This window comes from Brachybacterium sp., assembly GCF_052095815.1.
Lineage (GTDB): Bacteria > Actinomycetota > Actinomycetes > Actinomycetales > Dermabacteraceae > Brachybacterium.
The window spans coordinates 7752-32092 of the sequence record NZ_JBQDLF010000017.1 but is presented as its reverse complement, the minus strand read 5'-3'; the positions used below and the strand labels follow the sequence as shown (position 1 = coordinate 32092).

20 protein-coding genes are annotated in these 24341 nt (G+C 70.5%); 13 read left to right on the top strand and 7 right to left on the bottom strand.

Annotated features, from left to right (window positions below):
• Positions 1 to 145: 145 nt before the first annotated feature.
• Genes ACTH43_RS08775 through ACTH43_RS08765 form a run of 3 tightly spaced genes read left to right on the top strand, consistent with a single transcriptional unit; the run spans position 146 to position 3456 of the window.
• Complete coding sequence (locus tag ACTH43_RS08775; RefSeq protein WP_441444528.1) at positions 146 to 1138, top strand: carbohydrate ABC transporter permease; 993 nt, start codon at positions 146 to 148, stop codon at positions 1136 to 1138.
• On the top strand, positions 1135 to 2052 hold the full coding sequence (locus tag ACTH43_RS08770) for a carbohydrate ABC transporter permease (RefSeq protein WP_441444527.1): 918 nt from the start codon (positions 1135 to 1137) through the stop codon (positions 2050 to 2052). Before ACTH43_RS08775 ends, ACTH43_RS08770 begins: the two co-directional genes overlap by 4 nt.
• Positions 2053 to 2094: 42 nt before the next feature.
• A complete protein-coding gene (locus ACTH43_RS08765; RefSeq protein WP_441444526.1) occupies positions 2095 to 3456 on the top strand; it encodes an ABC transporter substrate-binding protein in 1362 nt (453 codons plus the stop codon).
• A gap of 61 nt (positions 3457 to 3517) precedes the next feature.
• Here the strand turns inward: ACTH43_RS08765 and ACTH43_RS08760 are convergent, their stop codons facing one another.
• Positions 3518 to 5023 (bottom strand): FGGY-family carbohydrate kinase, encoded by a 1506-nt coding sequence (locus tag ACTH43_RS08760; RefSeq protein WP_441444525.1) that lies wholly within the window; start codon positions 5021 to 5023, stop codon positions 3518 to 3520.
• Positions 5024 to 5470: 447 nt separating this feature from the next.
• On the opposite strand from ACTH43_RS08760, the gene ACTH43_RS08755 reads away from it, so the two are divergent.
• From ACTH43_RS08755 to ACTH43_RS08730, 6 genes are all read left to right on the top strand, one after another.
• Positions 5471 to 6439, top strand: a complete 969-nt coding sequence (locus ACTH43_RS08755) for a sugar-binding transcriptional regulator (RefSeq protein ID WP_441444524.1) — start codon at positions 5471 to 5473, stop codon at positions 6437 to 6439.
• 376 nt (positions 6440 to 6815) lie between these two features.
• Positions 6816 to 7904, top strand: a complete 1089-nt coding sequence (locus tag ACTH43_RS08750; protein ID WP_441444523.1) for a zinc-binding dehydrogenase — start codon at positions 6816 to 6818, stop codon at positions 7902 to 7904.
• A gap of 110 nt (positions 7905 to 8014) precedes the next feature.
• Positions 8015 to 9370 carry an RbtT/DalT/CsbX family MFS transporter gene (locus ACTH43_RS08745; RefSeq protein WP_441444522.1) on the top strand — a complete coding sequence of 452 codons (1356 nt, stop codon included), beginning with the start codon at positions 8015 to 8017 and terminating at the stop codon, positions 9368 to 9370.
• A gap of 84 nt (positions 9371 to 9454) precedes the next feature.
• Positions 9455 to 10240 (top strand): glucose 1-dehydrogenase, encoded by a 786-nt coding sequence (locus tag ACTH43_RS08740; protein WP_441444521.1) that lies wholly within the window; start codon positions 9455 to 9457, stop codon positions 10238 to 10240.
• Between the two features lie 151 nt (positions 10241 to 10391).
• Complete coding sequence (locus ACTH43_RS08735) at positions 10392 to 12110, top strand: dihydroxyacetone kinase family protein (protein WP_441444520.1); 1719 nt, start codon at positions 10392 to 10394, stop codon at positions 12108 to 12110.
• Between the two features lie 54 nt (positions 12111 to 12164).
• Entirely contained in the window at positions 12165 to 12635 is a 471-nt protein-coding gene (locus ACTH43_RS08730) for a ribose-5-phosphate isomerase (protein WP_441444519.1), read from the top strand.
• A gap of 158 nt (positions 12636 to 12793) precedes the next feature.
• Here the strand turns inward: ACTH43_RS08730 and ACTH43_RS08725 are convergent, their stop codons facing one another.
• From ACTH43_RS08725 to ACTH43_RS08710, 4 genes are all read right to left on the bottom strand, one after another.
• Positions 12794 to 14287: an MFS transporter gene (locus tag ACTH43_RS08725; protein WP_441444518.1), complete on the bottom strand. Its 1494-nt coding sequence runs from the start codon at positions 14285 to 14287 to the stop codon at positions 12794 to 12796.
• 174 nt (positions 14288 to 14461) lie between these two features.
• The gene (locus ACTH43_RS08720) at positions 14462 to 14953 is read right to left on the bottom strand and encodes an NUDIX domain-containing protein (protein WP_441444517.1); all 492 of its coding nucleotides are present in this window, start codon (positions 14951 to 14953) and stop codon (positions 14462 to 14464) included.
• Positions 14954 to 14986: 33 nt separating this feature from the next.
• Entirely contained in the window at positions 14987 to 16720 is a 1734-nt protein-coding gene (locus tag ACTH43_RS08715) for a carboxyltransferase domain-containing protein (protein ID WP_441444516.1), read from the bottom strand.
• Entirely contained in the window at positions 16717 to 17487 is a 771-nt protein-coding gene (locus ACTH43_RS08710; protein ID WP_441444515.1) for a LamB/YcsF family protein, read from the bottom strand. Before ACTH43_RS08710 ends, ACTH43_RS08715 begins: the two co-directional genes overlap by 4 nt.
• A 158-nt stretch (positions 17488 to 17645) precedes the next feature.
• Here ACTH43_RS08710 and ACTH43_RS08705 point away from each other — a divergent pair, with 158 nt between their 5' ends.
• On the top strand, positions 17646 to 18584 hold the full coding sequence (locus ACTH43_RS08705; protein WP_441444514.1) for a hypothetical protein: 939 nt from the start codon (positions 17646 to 17648) through the stop codon (positions 18582 to 18584).
• A gap of 68 nt (positions 18585 to 18652) precedes the next feature.
• Here the strand turns inward: ACTH43_RS08705 and ACTH43_RS08700 are convergent, their stop codons facing one another.
• A complete protein-coding gene (locus tag ACTH43_RS08700; RefSeq protein WP_441444513.1) occupies positions 18653 to 19723 on the bottom strand; it encodes an NAD-dependent protein deacetylase in 1071 nt (356 codons plus the stop codon).
• Positions 19720 to 20352 carry a DedA family protein gene (locus ACTH43_RS08695; protein ID WP_441444512.1) on the bottom strand — a complete coding sequence of 211 codons (633 nt, stop codon included), beginning with the start codon at positions 20350 to 20352 and terminating at the stop codon, positions 19720 to 19722. Before ACTH43_RS08695 ends, ACTH43_RS08700 begins: the two co-directional genes overlap by 4 nt.
• Positions 20353 to 20928: 576 nt before the next feature.
• On the opposite strand from ACTH43_RS08695, the gene ACTH43_RS08690 reads away from it, so the two are divergent.
• From ACTH43_RS08690 to ACTH43_RS08680, 3 genes are all read left to right on the top strand, one after another.
• The gene (locus ACTH43_RS08690) at positions 20929 to 22236 is read left to right on the top strand and encodes an ABC transporter substrate-binding protein (protein ID WP_441444511.1); all 1308 of its coding nucleotides are present in this window, start codon (positions 20929 to 20931) and stop codon (positions 22234 to 22236) included.
• Between the two features lie 88 nt (positions 22237 to 22324).
• Positions 22325 to 23272, top strand: coding sequence for a carbohydrate ABC transporter permease (locus tag ACTH43_RS08685; RefSeq protein ID WP_441444510.1), 948 nt, complete (start codon positions 22325 to 22327; stop codon positions 23270 to 23272).
• Positions 23265 to 24197 carry a carbohydrate ABC transporter permease gene (locus tag ACTH43_RS08680; RefSeq protein ID WP_441444509.1) on the top strand — a complete coding sequence of 311 codons (933 nt, stop codon included), beginning with the start codon at positions 23265 to 23267 and terminating at the stop codon, positions 24195 to 24197. The genes ACTH43_RS08685 and ACTH43_RS08680 overlap by 8 nt, the downstream gene beginning before the upstream one ends.
• Positions 24198 to 24341 lie beyond the last annotated feature (144 nt).

Here is a 24341-nt window from a genome sequence, read left to right as displayed (position 1 = left end):
CAAACCCGGACTCGCGCAAACCCGGACTCGTGCAAACCCGGACTTGCGCAAACGTGACCCGGAACTCCCTGCAGTGCCCATAATGGGGTCCACCGCCGGCACCGAGGCCGGTGGGACGCTTCCTCCCTGACCGAATGAGCTCCTCATGACCGATTCCCCGAATCGGGTCCCGGGTGCAGATACCCCGCGGGCCCTGGTTCCGGAGGCCGCCGGCCGCGCCCAGGCATCGACGGGCAGGCCCCCGCTGCGACGCCGCCGGATGAGCCGACGAGCGCGGCGCGACGCCCTCGTGTTCCTCGCCTTCGCCGCCCCGAACCTGGTGCTGATCGCGATGTTCACCTACCGTCCCCTGATCCTGAACATCCAGTACTCGATGCTGGACTGGACGCTGGGCTCGCGCACCGCGACGTTCATCGGGCTGGGCAACTACGTCGAATTCTTCACCTCCGAGGAGGGCCTGACGAGCCTGCGGATCACCGTGATCTTCACCCTGGTCACCGTGGGCGGCGCGATGGTGCTGGGACTGCTGATCGCGCTCGCGCTGAACATCAACATCCCCGGCCGCACCCTCGCCCGCTCGGCGGTCTTCGCTCCCTACGTGCTCTCCGGCGTCGGTGTGGGCCTGGTGTGGCTGTTCATCTTCGACCCGAACTTCGGGGCGCTGGGATGGATCCTGCGCCAGCTGGGCATGGGGAGCCCGCAGTGGTTCCTGGACCCGGACATGTCGCTGGTCATGGTGATGATCGTGTACGTCTGGAAGAACCTCGGGTACTGCGCGATCGTCTACCTCGGCGGGCTGCAGTCTCTGCCGCAGGACGTCATGCACGCCGCCCAGCTCGACGGCGCGGGTGCGGCTCGCCGCTTCTTCAGCATCTCGATCCCGCTGCTGTCGCCCACCACGTTCTTCCTGCTGATCACCACCACCCTGAACAGCCTGCAGGCCTTCGACCTGCTGCGGATCATGACGCCCACCGGGCGTGGCACCAACACGATGATCTTCGAGTCCTACCTGCAGGCGTTCGGCGGCTACTCCCGGGCCGGCTATTCGGCCACGATCTCAGTGCTCCTGTTCGTCATCCTGATCGTGATGACCGTCGCCCAGATCATGTTCGTCGAGCGGAAGGTGCACTACGCATGAGCACGCCCACCCTTCCCCGCCCCGAGCAGGCGACCATGGACCGGCCCGCACCGAAGCCCCGGAAGAACGGCCCGTTCACCCGGGTCAACCTGGTCTCCACGATCACCGCCGGCTATCTGCCGCTGATCCTGGCGACCGTGGTGATGGTGCTGCCGCTGCTGTGGATGATGATCAGCTCCTTCAAGGCGCCGCACGAGATCCTCTCCACCGACCTGGTGGTGCTGCCCGAGAGCCCGTCGCTCGCGAACTACGAAGCCGCCTGGAACTCGGTGCCGATCCCGCGGTTCTTCCTGAACTCGGTCATCGTGACCACGATCGGGTCGAGCATCAAGGTGCTGCTGGCGGTCTTCACCGCCTATGCGCTGGTCTTCGTGCGCTTCCCCTTCAAGCGCGTCATCTTCGTGCTGATCCTGGTCGCACTGATGGTGCCGCCGCAGGTCTCGATCCTCCCCAACTACGTGCTGATCGCCGGGCTCGGAGGGGTGAACACCTACTGGGGGATCATCTTGCCGGGCCTCGGCACCGCCTTCGGAACGTTCCTGCTGCGCCAGTACTTCCTCACCATCCCGCCGACGATGATCGAGGCCGCCGAGATCGACGGCGCCGGGCATCTGCGCACCCTGCGGTCCGTGGTGGTGCCGATCTCGGTGCCGACCGTGGCCACAGTCGCCCTGGTCACGATCGTCACCGAGTGGAACGACTACATCTGGCCCCTGATCATCACCTCCGATGCCAGCCGGATGACCCTGCCCGTGGGGCTCACCGCCCTGCAGAACTCCGAGGGCAACACCGGCTCCGGCTGGGGCATCCTCATGGCCGGCACGGTCCTGGTGATCGCCCCGGTCCTGATCGTCTTCGCGATGCTGCAACGGCACATCGTCTCCGGCCTCACCCAAGGCAGCGTGACCGGCTGACGCGCCCGCGTCCGTCCACCACCCCTGAAAGGACCATGTCCCATGACCAGTTCACTTCACCTTCCGCGCGGGTTCAGCCGACGCTCCCTGCTCGGCCTCGGTGTCGCCGGTGCCGGGGCATTGGGCCTCGCCGCCTGCGGCGGCGGCCCTGAGGTCGGCGGTGGCGGCGGCGGTGCCGGCGGCGGCGAGGAGCTCGACCTCGACTTCTCCGGTGTCGAGCCCGCCAAGAAGATCGACTTCTGGACCAACCACCCCGGTGGCTCCCAGGAGGTCGAGGCGCAGCTGCTCGCCGCCTTCACCGAGGAGACCGGCATCGAGGTCAACCACGTGACGGCGGGCTCGAACTACGAGGAGATCGCCCAGCGCTTCCAGACCGCGCAGGCCGCGAACTCCGGGCTTCCCGCCGTGGTGGTGCTCTCGGACGTCTGGTGGTTCCGGTACTTCCTCAACGGCAACGTCATCCCGATCGACTCCCTCGTCGAGCAGCTCGAGATCGACCTGTCCGACTACCGGGACTCGCTGGTCCAGGATTACCAGTACGACGACCAGCAGTGGGCCCTGCCCTATGGCCGCTCCACGCCGCTGTTCTACTACAACAAGGACCACTTCTCCGCCGCCGGGCTGCCCGACCGCGCCCCGGAGACCTGGAGCGAGTTCGAGGAGTGGGCGCCGAAGCTCACCGAGTCCGAGACTGCGTATATGTACCCCGACCTCGCCGGCTACGCAGGCTGGACCCTGCAGAACGTGCTGTGGGGCCAGGATGCCGCATGGTCCGACGAGTGGACGATCACCTGCGCAGAGCCGGCAGCCGTCGAAGCCCTGCAGTGGGTGCAGGACTCGGTGTTCTCCAAGGGCTGGGCACAGGTCGCCTCGAGCGACTCGGCCGACACCTTCGCCGCCGGGGTGTGCTCCTCGACCATCGCCTCCACCGGCTCGCTGGTGGGGGTGCTCGAGTCCGCGACCTTCGACGTCGGCGTGGGCTTCCTGCCCGGCGGGTCCGTGGACGGGCCGGTCTGCCCCACCGGCGGCGCCGGGCTCGGAATCCCGGCCGCGGTGACCAAGGAGGAGCAGCTCGCCGGGGCCATGCTGATGGAGTTCATGGGCCGACCGGAGAGCACCGTCGCGTTCTCCGCCGCCACCGGCTATATGCCGATCCGCAAGAGCGCGGACCTCACCGAGCTCACCGCTGAGACCCCGCAGATCCAGCTCGCGGTCGACCAGCTGGACGTCACCAAGCCCCAGGACTTCGCCCGCGTGTTCCTGCCTGGCGCGGACCAGGAGATGGCCGAGGCCATCGCCTCCGTCGTCACCACCGAGGGCGATGTCCAGGAGGCGATGGACGGGCTCAAGGAGACCCTCGAGGGGATCTACACCAAGGAGATCCAGCCCAAGCTCGAGGGATGAGCCACCGGCGGGGACGGGGGCCGGATCCACGGTGCCCGGCCCGCTGGGGGCCCTGCCTGCCTCAGCCCCGCTGCATCCGGGCCAGGGCGTGGGTGATCTCCCGGGTGGCCGGGTAGAGCTCGCGGTAGAGCCGGTTCAGCTCGTCGTACCGGGCACGGTGCGCCGGATTCGGGACGCACCGATGGTCGGTGCGGTTCCAGGTGCTGGTCTCCACGCCGTGGGCGAGGCGGGCGGCCAGCATCGCGCCGCCGTAGGAGGCGCCGACGGTGCTGCGGGGGATCTGCTGGGTCAGCCCCGTGACGTCGGAGACGATCTGGGGCCACAGGTCGTGCTGGGTGCCGCCGCCCACCGCCATCACCCGGCCCGGGGTCAGGCCCGCCGCCTCGAGCGTCTCCAGGTGATGGCGGACCCCGTAGGCCACCGCCTCGAGCGTCGCGCGGTACAGGTCCCCGCGGGTGTGGGAGAGGGTCAGCCCCGCGACCACGCCGCGCGCGTCGGGGTCGGCGATGGGGGAGCGCTCGCCGGCGAAGTACGGGAGCATCACCAGGCCTCCCGCGCCCGGGCCGCTGCGCTCGGCCTCCGCGAGGAGCCCCGGGAAATCCGCTCCGCCGGTGAGCTCCCGCAGCCAGCCGGTGATGGCCCCGGAGGCGGCCATGCCGCCCGCCAGGCTCGACGAGCCGGGGGTCACCCCCGGGGTGGACCAGAGCGTGCGGCTGGCCAACGGCTCGGGGGTCGTGGCCAGCAGGAGCGTGGTGGTCCCGTACATCAGCATCAGGTCCCCGGGCTCGGTGGCGCCGACGCTCACCGCCTCCGCCCACGCATCGATCGTCCCGCTGAGCACCGGGATGCCTGCCGGCAGGCCGGGGACCAGCGCGGCGACCTGCGGGTCCAGGGAACCGGCGGCCTCGCCCGCCCAGCGCAGCTCCGGCAGCTCGATGCCGGGGGCGACGTGCTGCGACCAGTCGATGTCGGTGCTGCCGTGCCCGGACCGGGAGGAATGCCATTCCTGCTGGCGCAGGCAGTACAGCGGGGCTGTCTGGCTCGCGCTGACATGATCCATCACGTACTGCCCGGTCAGTCGGAACGCGAGATACGAGGCGGGCATGAACAGGCGCCGAGCGCGGGCGTAGAGCTCGGGCTCGTGCTCGGCGACCCAGGTGATCTTCGGCCCCGCGGACTGTGCGGTGAGGACCACGCCGCAGTGGGCGAGGATCTCCTCCTGGCCGAGCACATGGGTGAGGGACCTGATCTGCTGCTCGGCGCGGGAGTCGACGCCGTAGAGGATCGCCGGCCGCACCGGGATCCCCTGCTCATCGGTGAGCACCACGCAGGGCCCCATCCCCGAGAGCCCGATCGCGGACACCTCGAGGCCTGCCGTCCGGGCGGCGGAGGTGAGGGATCGGGCGATCGAGACGAACTCGTCCCACCAGGTCTCCGCGTCCATCTCCACCTGGCCGGGAGCAGGGCGGCGCACCTCGTGCCCGCGCACCTCGGTGCGCAGGATGGTCCCGTCGAGAGCGACCAGCACCCCTTTCGTGCTCGAGGTGCCGACGTCGATCCCGAGCACTGCGTTCGCGTGTCCGACACTCGCGCCCGCGCCAGCCCCAGCGCCCGTGCCTGCCGCAGCCCCAGCACCCGCCGCAGTTCCTGCACCAGCAGCCATTCGTCGTCTCGCCTCCCGTTCGGAACGGAGTCCGGTCCGAATTCTGTCGTCGGCCGCGCCGATGCTCGCCCCGCGCTCTATCCTGCCATCGAGGCCTCCCCTCGCCGGAGGGGGTCCGAGCCTGAGCTCGAGCAGCACTCGGGCTGCGCTCGCGGCGTGCACCCGCAGCACACTCGAGGCGAGCATCCGCAGCGAACTCGAGGCTTGCACCCACGACAAATGTGCGGAACTATTGTTCCCACGTGGCGATGACGGCACTGCGCTGCCGACCCCTCGCGGTCGCAGGCCCGCACCCTCTGTCACGCCCGAGCCATGGAGTATGGCTCGGCCTCATGGGACAGGAGTGACGCCATGCTCGAGACGTCGATGGACATGCAGCTGCTGCATCGCGCCGCCACCGCCTACTATCTCGACGGTCAGCGCCAGGCCGAGGTCGCCGAGCGGATCGGGGTCTCCCGCCCGTCCATCAGCAAGCTGCTCGCCGAGGCGCGCCGGATCGGCATGGTGCGCTTCGAGGTGCTGGACGTGCCCACGGTCGACCTCACCGAGCTCGCCGAACGGCTGCGCGACCTGCTGGGCATCGACTCGGTCCGGATCGCCCCGGGGGACCAGGTGCAGCGCGAGTTCCGCGGCATCGGCGACCTGCTGGGGGAGGAGCTGCGCAGCCTCGAGATCCAGGAAGGAGAGATCGTGCTGCTCTCCTCCGGAAAGACGATCCACGCCGTGGCCGGCATGGGCGGGATGCCGCGCATGCCGGGGGCGCGCATCGTCCCCACCGTCGGCGGTCAGCAGGAGCCGGACCCCTCCTTCCAGACCAACGAGACGGTCCGGCGCTTCGCCGACCGCACCGGGGCGGAGCCCCGCTTCATCTTCGCTCCCGCGCTGACCAGCCCCACCCTCTGGGCGTCGCTGCAGGAGGATCCCGGATTCCGCTCGGTGGTGGACCTCTGGGACGAGGCCCGCGTGGCCGTGGTCGGCATCGGCGCCCCCTATGACGGCCGCGCCAGCCTCACCTCCGTGGTCCCGCGCCATGAGCCCGCGCTCGCGACAGCGGCCGGGGATGTGTGCCTCCACTTCTTCGACGAGGACGGCGCAACCCTCACCTTCCCCGGTGCCGAGTTCCTGGTCCGGCTCCCGCTCGAGACGCTGCGCGCGATCCCCACCACGATCGCCCTGGCCGCCGGCTGCGAGAAGGCGCCCTCCATCCGTGCCGGGGCGAAGACGGGGATGTTCAGCTCGCTGATCACCGACGTGCCGACGGCCGAGGCCGTGCTCGTCGACGCCGGGGTCGACCCGCGCGGCGGAGCGCCGGGCCGCTGACCCGCCCGTCGCCCATGCGGTGACGGGCCGGGCTGTTGGGCTGCCTGTCGGCGCGCGCGGTGACGTGTCGGCCGCAGGCCGCTGCTGGACGACGGGTGCGGCATCCCGCGCATGCCCCTTGAGATGAGACACGGTTCACGCACTAGCCCGAGGGCGCTTGCTGACCAGCGGTGATGCGAGATGACCAGGTCGAGAACATCGGTGTCTCCCGCTCTGGAACATTTGTTCTTGACGATTGTTCCCGGGGTGCTTAGAGTGGAACTCGGACGGGCGCCCCGCGGTGTCATCGATGACGCACCCTCGGCCCCGAGGTCGGCCTCGCGCCGGCCCGCTCAGCCGGGGCCGACCCGGAACGTATCGAAGGAGATGTGCCGAGATGACCGAGATCCCGAAGACCATGCAGGCCGTCGTCATGCATGCGCCCGAGGACTACCGACTCGAAGAACGCGCAGTGCCCACCCCCGCGGCCGACGAGCTGCTGATCCGGGTGGAGGCCGTCGGCGTCTGCGCGAGCGACCTCAAGGCCTACGCCGGCGCCGCCAAGTTCTGGGGCGACGAGAACCGCGAGCGCTGGGTCCAGCCCGGCATCATCCCCGGCCACGAGATCACCGGCGAGGTCGTCTCCGGCTCCGAGGAGGCCCTGGCCAAGCACGGCGCGGCCCTCGGGCAGCGCATCGTGGTCGAGCAGATCGTCCCCTGCGGCGAGTGCATGTACTGCCAGCGCGGCTGGTACTGGATGTGCGACCCGCACGACATGTTCGGCTTCAAGAGCTTCAACGGCGGTATGGCCGAGTTCATGATCGTGCCCCCGCTGGCCCGCGTGCACACGATCTCCAAGGAGATCGCCCCCCAGCACGCCGCCTACGCCGAGCCGCTGTCCTGCTCGATGCACGCCGTGGAGCGCGCCGAGCTGCAGTTCGACGACGTCGTGGTCATCGCGGGCGCCGGCCCGATCGGCCTTGGCGCGATCATCGGCGCCGCCCACAAGAACCCCAAGCTCGTGATCGCCCTCGACTTCGACGACGACAAGCTCGAGCTCGCCAGGAAGTGCGGCGCCGACCTCACCCTGAACCCCTCGAAGGTGGACCTCGACGCGGAGATCCGCGCGCTCACCGGAGGCTACGGCGCGGACGTCTACATCGAGTGCACCGGCCACCCCAGCGCCGTCCCGCAGGGCCTGAACCTGCTGCGCAAGCTCGGCACCTTCGTCGAGTACTCCGTGTTCAAGGAGCCGGTCTCCGTGGACTGGTCGATCATCTCCGACGACAAGGAGCTCGACGTGCGCGGCGCGCACCTGGGCCCCCACACCTGGCCCGCCGCCATCAAGATCATCGAGAAGGGCGACCTCCCGCTCGACGAGATCTGCACCCACCAGTTCGCGCTCGCGGACTTCCAGCAGGCTCTCGACTCGGTCGCCGACTCCGCCGGCGCCTCCGTGAAGGTCTCGATCCTCCCCGGCCTCTGATCCCGCCCGGACTCTGATCCGCCCGAGATCGCGCCCCACGTGACGGCCGACGCCGACCGCGCCGTCGGCCGTCACGTGCCGCCCTCCCCTCAGCACACAGGAGTGCCCGCATGAGTTCCGCATCCACCTCGACGGCCAGCAGCCCCGCCGTCCCCGCCCCCGGCTCCGCCCAGGAGACCTTCCTGGACCGCCTCGGCATCCCCCACGTCCTGCGCTGGGGCTTCCTCGGCGTGCTCGTCTTCATGACCGGCAACGGCGTGGAGACCAACTTCGTCTCCCCGCACATGGCCAACGTGTTCGGCGGTGGCGACGACATGATCAACCTCGCCGCCACGGTCATCACCTTCTACGCGCTGGCCACCCTGATCGGCTCCTATCTCGCCGGCGCCCTCTCGGACCTCTGGGGCCCGCGCAAGGTGATGCTGCTGGGCGTCATCGTGTGGGTGGTGTTCCAGGCGGCCTTCGTCGGCGCCCTCGCGACCGAGTCGGTGCCGCTGATCTTCCTGACCTACATGGTCCGCGGCTTCGGCTTCCCGCTGTTCGCCTTCGCCTTCCTGGTGTGGGTCAACGCGGTCTCCCCGAAGGAGCGCGCCGGCGCCGCCGTCGGCTGGTTCTACGTCATGTTCACCGGTGGCATGCCCACCATCGGCTCCCTGGTCGCGATCGGCATGATCCCCGCCTTCGGCGGTGGGCTGCTCGGTGAGCGCTGGGCCATGGTCGCCTCGACCGCGATCGTGATCGCCGGCTTCCTGATCGCCTACCTCGGGGTGCGTGAGGAGCACGGCGACCGCCGCCTCGCCCCCGCCGGCGAGAGCAGCCGCCAGGTCATCCTCTCGGGCGTGGTGCTCTCGCTGAAGAACAAGCGCGTGATGATGGGCTTCCTGACCCGCCTGATCAACACCGCCCCGCAGTTCGGCATGTTCATCATCCTGCCCACCGTGATCGCCGAGACCCTGGGCTGGGGACAGTCCCGCTGGCTGCTGATGACCTCGATCGTCTTCGCCGGCAACATCCTGTTCAACGCGGCCTTCGGCGCCCTCGGCGACAAGATCGGCTGGACCACCACGGTGCGCTGGTTCGGGATCGTCGGCTCCGCGATCGGCCTGCTGCTGTGGTGGTACGTGCCGCACTGGGTCCCGGCCGGCTCCGACTGGGGCTTCGTGGTCTCCGTCATCGCGGGCACCGTCTTCGGCATCCTGCTGGCCGGCTTCGTGCCGCTCGGCGCGATCATGCCCGCACTGGCACCGGACCACAAGGGTGCCGCGATGGCGATGTACACCACCGCGGCCGGCGGCGCGACCTTCCTCGGCTCCGCCGTGGTCGCCGTGGTGCGGCCCTGGGGCGGGAACGTCGGCGTGGTCTGGTCCTTCGTGGCCCTCTACGTCCTCGCCTTCCTGATGACCTTCGCGCTGAAGGTCGATCAGCCCCGTATCGGCAAGAAGGACATCGCCGCCGCCGAGGCCTGAGCATGAGCGCCCGGGGACCGGCCATCCCAGTCCCTGTGCTCTCTCCTACCTCTCCTGTGCATCGAGCTACCGAAGGAATCTGACATGACTCGCAGCATCTCGCCCCTCTTCGACCTCACCGGCCGCACCGCACTGGTCACCGGCGGCGCCAAGGGCCTCGGCCTGGCGATGGCCCGGGCGCTGGCTGAGCACGGCGCCCCCGTCGTCCTCGCCGACATCGACGACGAGAACGGGCAGCGGGCTGCTGAGCAGCTCGCCGCAGACACCGGCGTCACCACCGCCTACCGCCACCTGGACGTCACCGATCAGGAAGCGGTCGAGCAGGTCGTCGCCGAGGTCGACGCGGAGTTCGGCGGGATCGAGATCCTGCTGAACAACGCCGGCCGCACGATCCACCACCCCCTCGAGGACGGCGACGCGCAGAAGTGGCGCGCGGTGATGAGCCTGAACCTCGACGGCGTCTACCACGTGCTCTCCGCCGTGGGCCGCCGTATGCTCGAACGAGGACGCGGCAGCATCATCAACACCGGCTCCATGAGCGGCATCATCGCCAACATCCCCCAGACCCAGGCCTCGTACAACGCCTCCAAGGCCGCCGTCCACAACCTCACCCGCAGCGCCGCCCTTGAGTGGGCCGGTCGCGGTGTGCGCGTGAACGCCATCGCCCCCGGCTATATGCGCACCGAGCTCACCCGTGGCTTCTATGAAGAAGGCGGTGCCCAGATCGATCAGTGGAACCTGATGACCCCGATGGGCCGCCCCGGCGAGCCCGAGGAGCTCGCCGGTGCCGCGGTGTACCTCGCCGCGGATGCCAGCAGCTTCGTGACCGGATCCATCCTGTCGATCGATGGCGGCTACACGGCGGCCTGACCGCCCACAGCCCGCCCTTCGCTCGCCGAGCGTCCCATCGTCCTCGCCCGCTGAGCGTCCCTTCGCCCCGTTCGGCGAGCATCCCCTCGCCGCCCGACCACCCGCCCGCCGCTGACCGCCTGAGCAGCTGACCGCCAGAGAAGAGAACGCCGTGACCTACCTGTTCGACGATCCCAAGACCTTCCCCGCCGACGCCGTGGAAGGCCTGGTGGCCGCCCATCCCGAGGAGCTGCTGCGCGTGCACGGCGGAGTGGTGCGCAAGCAGGCCACCCCGGCCGGCCAGCCGGCCCTGGTGGTCGGAGGCGGCTCTGGCCACTATCCGGCCTTCGCCGGCTGGGTGGGTCCCGGCTTCGCGCACGGCGCGCCGTGCGGGAACATCTTCTCCTCGCCGTCCGCCGACCAGGTCTACTCGGTCGCTCGCAACGCCGAGAACGGCGGCGGCGTGATCCTCGGCTTCGGCCACTACGCCGGCGATGTGCTCCACTTCGGGGTCGCCGCGGAGAAGCTCCGTGCGGAGGGGATCGACGTGCGGATCGTCGCCGTCAGCGATGACGTGGCCTCGGGGGAGAAGGGCAATCACCGCGACCGCCGTGGGATCGCCGGTGACCTGCCCGTGTTCAAGATCGCCGGCGCCGCGATCCAGGCCGGTGCCGACCTCGCCGACGCTGAACGCATCGCCTGGAAGGCGAATGACGCCACGCGCACCCTCGGGGTCGCGTTCGACGGCTGCACCCTGCCCGGTGCGGAGGATGCCCTGTTCCACGTCCCCGAGGGGAAGATGGCCATCGGCCTGGGCATCCACGGCGAGCCCGGCATCGACGAGCAGCCGCTGCCCTCGGCGAAGGAACTCGCGAAGACCCTCGTCGACGGCGTTCTCGCCGAGACCCCGGAGCTCGCCTCAGATCGGGTCGCGGTCGTCCTCAACGGCCTCGGCACCGTGAAGTACGAGGAGATGTTCGTGGTGTGGAAGCACGCCTCGCAGCTCCTGGCGGAGGCCGGGCTGACGATCGTGCGCCCCGAGGTCGGCGAGCACGTGACCAGCCTGGACATGGCGGGCCTGTCGCTGACGGTGGTGCGCCTGGACGAGGAGCTCGAACAGCTCTGGCTCGCCCCCGTCGAGTCCCCGGCCTTCCGGCGCGGCGGCACGGTGAGCGGTGACCTCGGCGGCGAACGCGGGGAGATCTACACCCCGGGCGAGGACCCGATCCCCGCCGCGACCGAGGAGTCGCGAGTCTCCGCGCAGCGGATCGCCGGCATCCTCGGCGACATCGAGACGCTCCTGGCCGAGCTCGAGCCGGAGCTCGGTCGGCTCGATGCGATCGCGGGAGACGGTGACCACGGCCAGGGCATGGTGCTCGGATCCGTCGCCGCGCACGCTGCCGCGCTGCGCACCGTCGAGGGCGGCTGCGGCGCCCGCACCGTGCTGGTCCAGGCCGGAGCAGCCTGGTCCGCCGAGGCCGGGGGCACCTCCGGTGCTCTCTGGGGCGCGGCCCTGACCAGCCTCGGCAGCGCCTTCAGTGACGACGCGGCAGTGAGCGTCGAGCAGCTCCTGACCGGGCTGGTGCAGGCGGTCGAGGCCGTCGAGCGCCTCGGCGGCGCGGTTCCGGGTGACAAGACCATGATCGACGCCGCAGTGCCCTTCCGGGAGGCGATCGCGCTCGCACAGTCCGCGGGCACCGAGGAGACCCGGGCCCGGGTGATCGCCGCCGCTGCCGCGCGCGCCACCGAGGCCGCCGCGGCCACCGCCGACATCTCCGCCAGCAAGGGCCGCGCCCGGAACCACGGCGACAAGTCCGTGGGCACCCCCGACCCCGGCGCGGTCTCCTTCTCGCGGATCGTCACGCTGCTGGGCGAGCAGCTCTCCGCCTGAGACCCTGCTCGGGAACCCGCACCACACGAAGAGAACTCACGAAGGAGCACTGACATGGGCTGGAAGATCATCACCGGATCGGACAACGCAGGCTACGGCCACAAGAGCGCGCTGAAGGAGCTGCTGGAGAACGACCCCCGCGTCGACCAGGTCATCGACGTCGGCGTCACCGGCCGTGAGGACGGCACCTTCTACCCGAACGTCGCAGTCGCCGCCGCGGAGAAGGTCGCCGCGGGCGAGGCCGACCGGGCGCTGCTGATCTGCGGCACCGGCCTCGGGGTCGCGATCGCGGCCAACAAGGTCTCCGGCATTCGCGCGGTCACCGCGCACGACCTCTACTCCGTGCAGCGCTCCGTGCTCTCGAACAACGCGCAGGTGCTGTGCATGGGTGAGCGCGTGATCGGTCTCGAGCTCGCGAAGGAGCTGATCAAGGTGTGGCTGGATCTCGAATTCGACCCCACCTCGTCCTCCGCCGCGAAGGTCGACGCGATCTGCGCCTACGACGGCTCGCTCGAGCAGGCCTGAGCGCCGCTTCTCCCCCCGACAGTCAGCTGGCGAACCTGCGCACCACCGATTCTGGTTCGCCAGCTGACTGTCGCCGGTGCGGTGCGGTGCGGTGCGGTGCGGTGCGGTGCGGTGCGGTGCGGTGCGGTGGCGGGCTGCTCGGCCGGCGGCGCGCCGGGTCAGTCCGCGAGGGCCTTCCCGCGCTGCTCTGGGAGGGTGAACGCGGCGGCCGCGGCCAGGGCGAACGCGATCGAGAAGGCGACGAAGACGAGCACCTGCCCGCCTGCCACCAGCAGCACGGGCACCAGGAACGGGGCCAGCATCGAGGCGATGCGCCCGAAGGCGGCGGCCGCGCCGGTGCCGGTGCCGCGCACGCGGGTCGGGTACAGCTCCGGCCCGATCGCGTACAGGGCGCCCCACGCGCCGAGGTTGAAGAAGCTCAGCGCACAGCCTGCGGCGATGATCGTCCACTCGGTGTCCGCGAGGCCGTAGCCGATCGCGGCGAGGGCCGAGCCCGAGAGGAAGACTGTCAGGGTCCAGCGTCGGCCGAGCACCTCGATCAGCCAGGCCGCGGCGGCGTAGCCGGGGATCTGGGCGAGGGTGATGATGAGGGTGAAGGTGAACGACTGGGTAAGGGTGAAACCGCGGTCCACCAGCAGTGTCGGGATCCAGATGAAGGCCCCGTAGTAGGCCAGATTGATGCAGAACCATACGGCCCACAGCCCGGCGGTGCGGGCGCGCAGCGGTTTCGACCAGATCCCGGCCGACGCATCGACCGTGTCCGCCGCCGGGATGGCACCCACCTCGTCAGCAGCGACCCGCGCCGCGACGGGGGCATCCGATACGTCGGCGCCGTTGGCACGAACGGCACTGTCGGCACGAACGGCATCGTCGGCGCGAGCGGCGCCGCCCTGCCCGTCCACTCCGTCGGCCTCATCCGTCGGGGCGTCGATCCCGGCGGCGCTCTCGAAGCTGCGCACCACCTGCTCGGCTTCCTGGTGGCGGCCCTTCTGCTCCAGGAATCGCACCGATTCCGGCATGCCCAGCCGCACCACCAGCGAGTAGGCGGCGGGCACCAGCCCGATCGCGAGTGCCCAGCGCCATCCGGTCGGGCCCGAGGCGGCGACGAAGGTGCCGATCACGGCGGCGAGGATCCAGCCCAGCGCCCAGAACGCCTCGAGCCAGACGATCACGCGGCCGCGGATCCGGGCCGGCGCGAACTCGCTCATCAGGGTGGAGGCGACGGGCAGCTCCGCGCCGAGGCCGAGGCCCACGACGAAGCGGAGCACGATCAGGGCGCCCACACCCATCGCGAGCGCCGAGGCGCCGGTCGCGAGGCCGTAGACCAGCAGGGTCAGGGCGAAGACGGAGCGGCGGCCGATTCTGTCGGCCAGCAGCCCGCCCACGCTCGCTCCGATCGCCATCCCGGCGAACCCGGCGGAGGCGATGAGGGAGCCGTCAGCTTTGCTCAGCTCCCAGTGCACGCTGAGCGCCGCGATCACGAAGGAGATCAGGCCGACGTCCATCGCATCCAGTGCCCAGCCGATGCCGGAGGCGCCCAGCAGGCGGCCGTGCTTGCGGGTGAAGGGAAGACGGTCCAGGCGCTGTGACCTGGTCAGACGGTGCTCGGCCGAGGGGGCCGACAGCGGTGAGGAGGTGGTCGAGTTGCTCATTCTCAGCTCCGACGACGGGGGATGGGGTGGCCACAGCATGCCCCAGTTGTCGCCCAGGTCATGAGGCCTGGATCACAGGCCGACCGTTGGGGGAGGGGGAATCTGCCTCCCACTCCTGGTCACTGTGAGAAAAAGTCGGAGGTCTCAGATGTGTTGCGTTTCTGCGGAGCCCCTTCAGCCCCGTGCGTGGGACACCAGATCGACCTCGAGCTCGCCCCGCAGCACCGCCAGCGCCCGGCGCGCACGCGCCGCGCCCCAGGGACCGAGAAGATCGATCTCGGACTCGTCGATCAGGGCCCAGTCGTCGAGCTCGGAGGCCTGCGGCACCACCGTCGCCTCGAGCTGGGCGCGGGGGACGATCCCCGCATCGAAGAGGAAATGCACCCCCATCGGGGAGCTGCGCACCGCGCTCGAGGGCAGCCAGTCGGCGGTGAGCATCCGCCCCACCTCGACCTCGATGCCGAGCTCCTCCTGCACCTCGCGCCGGGCGCACTGCCGGGCGTCCTCACCGGCATCGACCCCGCCACCGGGCAGCAGCCAGTGGTCGCGGTAGTTCGGCTTCTCCACCACCAGATGCCCGTGCTCATCACGCAGGATCACCGCCCCGGAGCTGATCACCTTGGGCAGTGAGGCGAAGTATGCGGGGTCCGGGAGGAGGCGAGGCATGGGCCCATCGTGTCATCTCGTGTCTCGCGGGCCTCACCGGACCGCGAGGAGCCGCACCCTTGCCCCCGGCGCCGCCTGGGCCAGACGGTCCAGACCTGCGCGCGTGACCACTGCGATCACCGGATACCCGCCGGTGGTGGGATGATCCGGGCCGAACACCACGGGCAGCCCCGAGGGCGGTACCTGGATCGCACCGGGAACCATCGGCTCACTGGGCAGAGAACCGCTGCCTGGGGGGACGGGCAGGCCCGGCCCCTCCAGCCGGACCCCGACCCGGTCCGAATCGGTCCGGACGGTCCAGGTGGTGGTGAGCAGCTGGGAGAGGGCCGACGGGCCGAGGAGCCCGTCGCGAGGTCCGGGATGCACCGGGACCTCGAGCACCGGTGTGCTGTCCGCGCCATCATCGCCACCAGCTGCTGAACTCCGGGGTGCCTGCAGGGCAGAGGCAGGGCCGGGGTCCTCTGCGAGCGGGACTGTGCTCGGGACCGCATCGAGACCGTGCTCCTCACCGACTCGCACCCTGTCCCCAGCCGTCAGCGGCGCCGGGCCGAGGCCGGAGAGGGTGTCGCGGGACATCGATCCGAGCACCTCTCCACCGTCGGCGCGGATCCCGCCGCGCACCGCCACCACGAGGCGCAGCCCGTCGGTTGCGGGCCCCACGGTGAGCAGGTCTCCAGGATCCAGTGCGATCGGCTGCTCGCCCGCGGTGATGGTCGATGCCATCGGCGGGTGCCCTGGGTCATCGGCGCGACGCACCTCCCAGGGGGCCGACGCCCCGGTGATGGCGACGACGGTGGGCGCCTCGGCCCGCAGCACCAACGGCCCGATCAGCGTCTCGAGCACCGCGGCCCGCGCTGGATTGCCGACCGTGATGTTGGCGCGGATCCGTGCCCCCTGGTCGAAGCTGCCTGAAGCGCTCACACCGATGGTCGCGAGGCCGGGTCGTCCTGCGTCCTGGAGCAGGGTCTGGGGGCCGGGGGAGACCACCTCGAGCACGGTGCGGGTCGACGGGGTGGGCGTTGCTGCGTGCCGGCGGCCTCGTCGCCTGGGGCCGGCGCCCTCCTGGGCGGGGCGGCTGAGCGCGGTGGTCGAGGATCGTGCCGTCGCCCGTTGCGGGAGGAATCGCACCCGGGTGCCGGGCACCAGCAGTGCCGGCGGGTCCCGGTGCTCGTCGAACAGGGAGGCGTCGCTGCGTCCGATCAGCTGCCAGCCGCCGGGGGAGGGCCGCGGGTAGACCCCGCAGTAGCGGGAGGCGAGGCCCACTGACCCGGCCGGCACGGCGGTGCGCGGCTCGGCCAGGCGGGGAACCTCCCAGCGGATACCGCCCTCGGAGGGGCCCTCGAGGTCGGGGACCAGGTAGGCGAAGCCGGGCGCGAAGCCGCCGAAGGCCGCAGTCCACCGGGTCGCGGAGTGCGCGGCGACCAGCGCCTGACTGCTCATGCCCAGCAGCGCGGCAACCTCGTCGAGGTCCTCACCGTCGTAGACGATCCCGAGCTGGACCTCTGCGGCAGTCTCCTCCAGTGCGTCAGGCACCGGAAGCTCGTCGAGGAGGGCGGTGAGGGCCGCGACATCCCGGGCAGCCGTCCCGACCAGCAGCAGAGTGCGCTCTGCCGGGACCAGGTCCACCAGGTGCGGCGGGGCGAGCAGCTCGACCGCAGCCGCTGCGGCGAGCACGGCGGCGGTGTCCGGGTACTCGGCCAGCAGCGCGCTCTCCCCGGTCCGGTGTGTGGCCAGCGGCGGGTCCAGGCACTCGGCGTTCGTGGTCATAGCGCCGCCTCGACGCTCACGCCGGCCTCCTCGAGGCGGGCCCGCACCGCATGGGCGAGGGCGACCGCGCCGGGGGTGTCCCCATGCAGGCAGAGCGTGCGGACCGGCAGCTCCACCCAGGACCCTTCCGCCGTGCGCACCCCGTGCTCGACCGCGATCGACAGCGCCTGCGCGGCCACCGCCGCAGGGTCGGTGAGCACCGCTCCGGGGCGGCTGCGCGGCGAGAGGGCCCCGTCGGCCAGATAGGCACGATCGGCGAATCCCTCGAGCACCACCTCGATCCCGGACTCTCGGGCCAGCTCCACCACCACGGCACCCGGAGCGGCGACCAGAGGGAGGGCGCCGCCGAGCTCGACCAGCGCCTGCACCACGGCCGCCGCCTGGCCCTGGTGAGAGGTGATCGCGGTGTACAGAGCGCCGTGCGGCTTGATTCCCCGCACCGTGGTCCCCTCCGCGTGAGCCATCGCCTGCAGTGCGCCCACCTGCACGATCAGCTGATCGGTGAGGTCGACGGGGGTGATGTCGAGGAACCGTCGGCCGAAGCCCTGCAGATCCGGATAGGCGACGTGCGCGGTGAGTGCGACGCCCCGCTCACGGCACGCCCGGACGGCCGCGCGCATCGTGCGGGGATCCCCGGCATGCCCTCCGCAGGCGATATTGGCCGTGGTCACGACGTCGAGCATCGCCTCATCGTCCCCCATCGACCAGTCGCCGAAGCCCTCCCCGAGATCGGCGTTGAGGTCGAGCAGGAGTGGCTGAGCGGTCATCGGTGATCGTCTCCTTCGCGCGGATGGCGGTTCCCGTCCATTGTCGACCCTCGGCGCAGGAGGTGGCGGGCCATCCCCTCTGAGCTGTCGTTGGATGGGTGCCGTGACGACAGCTGGGAGGGGATGGACGTGACCGGGCTGGCAGATAGTGTCGAGGGATGAGTCAGTCCTCCGCAGACCAGCACCACCCCTCTCGCGCGGACGCAGCTGAGCCGTCGCCCGCGCCGGCTGCGCCCGCCTGGGCGGACCCGTCGGCCCCGGGGGCGGTCCCGGATCTCCCGGCCGGCCTCGGCTCGAGCGACCCGGAGGCGCCGGTGGCTTACACCGCGGCGGATGTCTCCGCTGCCGCCGAGGTGCTGGCCCGCGCCTCGGAGGGCGAGGCGGAGCTGCTGGTCGCCCTCACCGATGAGCAGCTCGCAGCGCTGGACGGCTACGCACGTCCGCAGTTCGCCGCGACCCCTTGGCTCGATGAACATCCTGATCAGCGACGCTTCGCGGCCGGGGTGGGACTGCGGGCGCTGATCGCCGCCGGCCTGGTGAGCGCGGACGCCGACCCGGCCGGAGGCCGCGAGCAGTGGCGGGCGGATCCGGAGCTCGCCGGCTGCCTGGTGCTGCGCCGCACCGCCTCCGTGTTCACCACCGCCGAACGCACGGTGCAGAGCCCGCAGGGCCCCGAGGTGCACCGCCTGCATTACTACGTGCATGAGGGCGGAGTGCTCGAGGAGGAGGTCACCGCGCTCGGCATCCACCGCTTCACGCCGCTCGGCTCCTCGCAGGTCAACGCCCGCCTGCTGGCCTTCGTGGACCCCGCCGGGGTGGCGGCCGGCCGCGGGGAGCCGATGCAGCTCCGCGCATCCCAGCTGGCCGAGAGCCCGCTCGCGCAGCGCCTCGCCGCCACTCGCGCGCTGACCGTGTTCACCCTCGTCACCACGGCCGACGGCGGAGTGCGGCAGACCAGCGTGTACGCCACCGGCGACGAGGTGCTCGTGATGGAGGCCCTGGATCCGGGCACCGAGGATCCCCGGCTGGAGTTCCGCAGCGTCGACTCCGCGGAGCTGCATGCGCTGGCAACGGTGCTGGTGGGCGCGCAGGGCTGAGACCGCACCGGGCAAGATGACAGGACGCAGGGTACGGGGCGCGGGACGCAGGGCCTTGCGTTCAGGCCTCAGGCCCGGGCCACCCAGCGCCCGAGGACGTCCTCGAGCCGTCCGTGCAGGCGCCGCGTGGCGTCCGGATCGGCGCGGGTGGGACCGTCGTTGAGGATCACCACGGGCTTGCCCTGACGGCCGGCAGCCCGGACGAACCGCAGCCCGGACTGCACCGTGAGGCTCGAGCCGAGCACCAGCAGCGCCTCGGCAGCCTCGAGCGATGCGAAGGCCGCGGCCACCACCTCGCGGCGCGCAGACTCCCCGAAGAACACCACATCGGGCTTGAGGATCCCGCCGCACAACGGACACGGTGGGTAGCGGAAGCTGCTGGTGCGATCCACCTCGGCGTCCCCGTCGGGGGCCTGGGCGGCGTCGGCCGTGAGCTGTCCGAGCCGTGCGGCGAGCTCGGGATTCATCGTCAGCAGCCGCTGATGCAGTGCGGTGCGGGAGGAGAGCGCATCGCACTGCTGGCAGCGCACGCGGTCGAGCCGTCCGTGCAGGTCGATCACCGGATCGGAGCCGGCCGTCGCGTGCAGCCCATCCACGTTCTGGGTGATCACTGCGGTGATCGAGAAGGCCGCGGGATCGAGCGCGGCCAGCAGTCGGTGCGCGGCGCCGGGGCGGGCGGCGCGGAACTGCTCCCACCCCACCGTGGAGCGCGCCCAGTAGCGCCGACGGGCCAGGTCGTGGCCCATGAACTCCTGGTAGGTCATCGGGGAGCGGGGCACCGCATCACGCCCGCGGTAGTCGGGCAGGCCGGAGCCGGTGGACATCCCCGCCCCGGTGAGCACCGCTACCGGCGCCCCGGACAGCAGGTCGAGGGCGGCATCGATCTCCTCGCCGGGGCTGCGGTGGCCGTACTGCGCCCCGTCCATCGGGCCCCAGGCGGGCAGTCGGGGTCCGCCGCGGGTGGGGCCGGGGCCGTCCGGGTTGCGGCGGGTGGCGGTCGCGAACCAGCGGCCGACGTCCGCGGAGCCTGCGCGAGCGATCCCGGGATCGTCGGCGCTGCCTGCGCTGCCTGCGCTGCCTGCGCTGCCTGCTGCATCTGCGCGAGCGGCGTCGGGGGCGGAGGCGGGCTCGCTGGTCATTCCTCGAGCGTAGGCGGTGTGGGACGTTCCCGTCGGGCACGTATCCGACGCACGACGATGACGAGCACCGCAAGCACCCCGATCGCCGCGACCACCCCGGAGTACAGGCGCACGAACCCCTCGAGCAGCTCACCCCCGGCCTGCCCGAACACATACCCGGTGACGACGAACAGCGCATTCCACACCCCGGAGCCCAGCCCCGTGGCCAGGGCGAACAGCCACACCGGCATCCGCTCGATCCCGGCCGGGATCGAGATGACGGTGCGCACCATCGGCACGAAGCGGGCGATCGCCACCGCCGGGAAGCCCCAGCGCTCGAAGAAGCGCATCGCCGCGTCGACATCGCGCTCCTCGAGCAGCGGCAGGCGGCTCACCACCGCCTTGGTGCGATGCAGCCCCAGGGCGCGGCCGACGGCGTAGACCCCGAGCCCGCCCAACACCGAACCGAGCGTGGTCCACGCCAGCGGGACCAGCACGTGCTGGCCGTCGGCGGCTGCGGCGACCCCCGCGAAGGGCAGCAGGATCTCGCCGGGGATCGGCGGGAACAGCGCTTCGGCGGCGATCACCAGTGCCGTGCCCGGGCCTCCGAGCAGCTCCATCAGGGCGATCGCCCATGCGGTGAAGTCCATCGGGCCCTCCTCCTGCGCGCCGTCCAGTGCGCCGGAGGCTAACGGCCGCGGATGGCGCACAGATGAACAGCACTGTGCGGACAGGGCGATGAGGGTGAACCGGATGGTCCCAGCCCCAGAATGAGGCGTTTCAGAGCGCAGTGCGCGAGAGCTGCCGCGCGAGGCTCGTCTGCCGACCTCGGGTGGGTCGGCTCGCCTGAAAACGTTCTCATTCCAGACGCGTTCTCGCGAGGGCAGGGTTCGTGACGCGAGCGAGATCTGGAACAGTTGACAAACCTGCGGCCAAGCGCTTTCCTTGCATTCACCACCACGCGGTCCACGATCCGGTAAGACCGGGACGTGATCGCCTGGCGGGTGCAAAAGTTTCATTCCGCTGGTGCTGCGGTCGGAGCCTCCGGGCGCAGCGCACGCTCCGGTCCCGCCCGGAGCGGCATGCCCGGGGCCCGCAGGCGCTGGGGCATCCACCACCGCTCGCCGTCGCCCTCGGGTGGACATCCCACCCCCGACCACCGACCTCGTCGGCCCCACCCGCTGCGACCCGACCCGTCGCCGTCTTTCACGATCAAAGGAGATCTGATGCTCACCCGACGCTCCGCACTCTCGCTCGGCATCGCCGTCCCCGGCCTGACCGCCCTCGCAGCCTGTGGCCCGAACGCCTCCGGCGGCTCCGGTGGCGGCTCGGGCGGCGAGGACGGCTCCGCCTCGCTCCGCCTCGCCTGGTGGGGCAACCCCACCCGCGACGAGAACACCCAGAAGGTCGTCGACGCCTACGCGGAGATTGCGCCCGACGTCACGATCGCCCTCGAGCCCGGGGAGTGGAGCGGCTACTGGGACAAGCTCGCCACCCAGACCGCCGGCAACGACTTCCCCGACATTGTCCAGATGGACGAGAAGTACCTCGCCGAGTACGGCGGCCGCGGTGCACTGCTCGACCTCGCCGGTGCAGGCCTGGACACCGCCGATTTCGCGCCGGGCTCGGTCGAGGTCGGCGAGCTGCCGGAGGTGGGGCTCGCCGCGATCAACGCCGGACTGAACGCCCTCGCCTTCCTCATCAACCCCGAGGTCTTCGAGGCGGCCGGCGTCGACATCCCGGACGACACCACCTGGACCTGGGACGACCTCATCGAGACCGCCACGAAGATCACCGAGGCCACGCCCGACGGCACCTTCGGCATGACCCAGATGGGCTCCGTCCAGGGCCTGTTCCAGGTGTATGTGCGCCAGGCGGGCCAGGACCAGTACAAGGACGGGGCGGCGGGCTTCGACGCGGCGACCGCCACCAAGTGGTTCGAATGGGCCAAGAAGGTCCAGGACGAGGAGGCCGGCCCCAGCGCCAGCGTCTCGGTCGAGGACGCCGCCCAGGCGATGGACCAGTCGCTGTTCGCGACCGGGAAGGTCGCCATGACCGTGGCCTGGTCGAACCAGGTCGTCGCCCACGACGGGCTGGTCCCTTCGGGCGTCGTCGTGCTCCGGCCGCCGTCGATGACGGGCTCCGCCTCCGACGCGCAGCTCTGGTACAAGGCCTCGATGTACTGGGCGGTCTCCGCGAAGGCCGCGAACCCGGAGGCCGCTGTCGCCTTCGTCGACTTCCTCGTCAACTCTCCCGACGCCGGCAAGATCCTCTCGGTCGAGCGCGGCGTGCCCGGCAACCTCACCGTGCGCGAGGCGATCGTCCCGGACTTGGACGAGCCGAACATGAAGGCCGTGGACTTCCTCGAATCGGTCGAGGCGGAGCTCGGCGAGGCACCCGAGATCACGCCGCAGGGCGGCGGTCAGTTCGAGGACATCCTCACCCGTGCCTGCGAGGACATGCTCTTCGGCACGCTCACTCCGGCCGAGGCCGGTCAGCGCGTGCTCGACGACCTCGCCGGAGCCCTGGGCTGAGCAGACCGTCATCCCGGAAGCCGGTCCGTCGAGGTCACGACCTCAGGCGGACCGGCCCCGAGATCCCCATGAAGAAGGGAAGAAGCCTATGAGCGCGGTCGGTGAACTCACCCAGATCGTTGCGAATCGCAAGAAGGGCGGCGCGAAGGAGAAGCACCCCGACAACAAGCAGGCGGCAGTCTTCATGCTGCCGTGGCTGCCGTGGCTGCTGGGGTTCCTGGGGATCACGCTGATCCCGATGATCGCCTCGTTCGTGCTCGCGTTCACGGACTACAGCCTGCTGGCCGCACCGAACTTCGTGGGGCTGGAGAACATCAAGGAGATGATCGCGGACTCGCGTCTGCACAACTCGCTGGTGGTCACGTTCATCTACGTGTTCGTCGGCACGCCGCTGCAGCTGGTCGCGGCGCTGCTGCTCGCGGTGGTGCTGAACCAGGGCATCAAGGGCCTGGCGTTCTACCGCTCGGTGTTCTACCTGCCCTCGCTGCTGGGCGGCTCGGTCGCGATCGCGATCCTGTGGCGCCAGATGTTCGGCGCGAACGGCCTGATCAACCAGGTCGCAGGGATGTTCGGCTTCGAGAATCTGCCCGGCTGGGTCTCGAACCCGGATACCGCGCTGGGCACGATCATCCTGCTGCACGTGTGGACCTTCGGCTCCCCGATGATCATCTTCCTGGCCGGCCTGCGGCAGATCCCGGAGATGTACTACGAGGCCGCGTCGGTCGACGGTGCCTCGAAGCTGGCGCAGTTCTTCCGGATCACGATCCCGCTGCTCACACCGATCATCTTCTTCAACGTGGTGCTGCAGGTGATCAACGCCTTCCAGTCGTTCACCCAGGCGTTCGTGGTCTCGGGCGGCACCGGCGGTCCGTCGGACTCGACGATGTTCTACACGCTGTACCTGTACCAGAAGGGCTTCACCCAGTTCGACATGGGGTACGCCTCGGCGATGGCCTGGCTGCTGCTGATCATCGTCGCGATCTTCACCGCCATCAACTTCTTCGTCTCCAAGTTCTGGGTGTTCTACGATGACTGATCTGCAGAGCGAATCCCCGACCGCTGCGCACTCCGCAGCCGACCCGCAGCGCGGGCCCGGTGCGTCCGAGGCCCGGACCGTCCCCAGGACCCGACCGCGGCGCATGGTCCGCGGCGGTGTACGGCACGCGGTGATGATCGTGTCGAGCATCGTCATGATCTATCCGCTGCTGTGGATGGTCGTCTCGTCGCTGCGGCCCAATGAGGAGATCTTCCGCAGCCCGGGTCTGTTCCCGATCAGCCTGGACTTCTCGAACTACCAGCGCGGCTGGGAATCCCTCGCGCAGCCGTTCTCGCACTACCTGATGAACTCCACCCTGCTGGTGCTGGGCTGCGTGATCGGCAACCTCATCGCCTGCTCGCTGACGGCATATGCCTTCGCCCGGCTGAAGTTCTGGGGCCGCAACATCGCCTTCGCGATCATGCTGATGACCCTCATGCTCCCGATCCACGTGGTGATCGTGCCGCAGTACATCATCTTCTCCCAGACCGGCTGGGTGAACACGATGCTTCCGCTGATCCTGCCGAAGTTCCTGGCCACCGACGCGTTCTTCGTGTTCCTCATGGTCCAGTTCATCCGCGGGATCCCCCGCGAGCTGGACGAGGCGGCGCGCATCGACGGCTGCGGCCACTTCCGGATTTTCTTCCAGGTCATCCTGCCGCTGATGCTGCCGGCGCTCGCGACCACCACGATCTTCACGTTCATGTGGATGTGGAACGACTTCTTCGGCTCCCTCATCTACCTCACCAGCCCGGACAACTTCACCGTGCCGCTCGCGCTGAAGTCGTTCCTGGACACGCAGGGCTCCTCCGACTGGGGCGCCATGTTCGCCATGTCGGTGGTCTCCCTGATCCCGTTGTTCCTGGTGTTCCTGTTCGGTCAGCGGTTCCTCGTCAAGGGCTTCGCCACCACCGGCATCAAGTAGCCGGCTCCGCTGCCCGCCCCGCCCGCGCAACACCCGCGCCCGGCCGGCGCGCGCCCGCGGCGGCCCGGGGGCCGGGCCGCGCCGCGGCCCCCGGCCCGCGAGGAGCTCCCCCCGCGGCAGGTCGGGGTTGTCGAGCGCCCACAG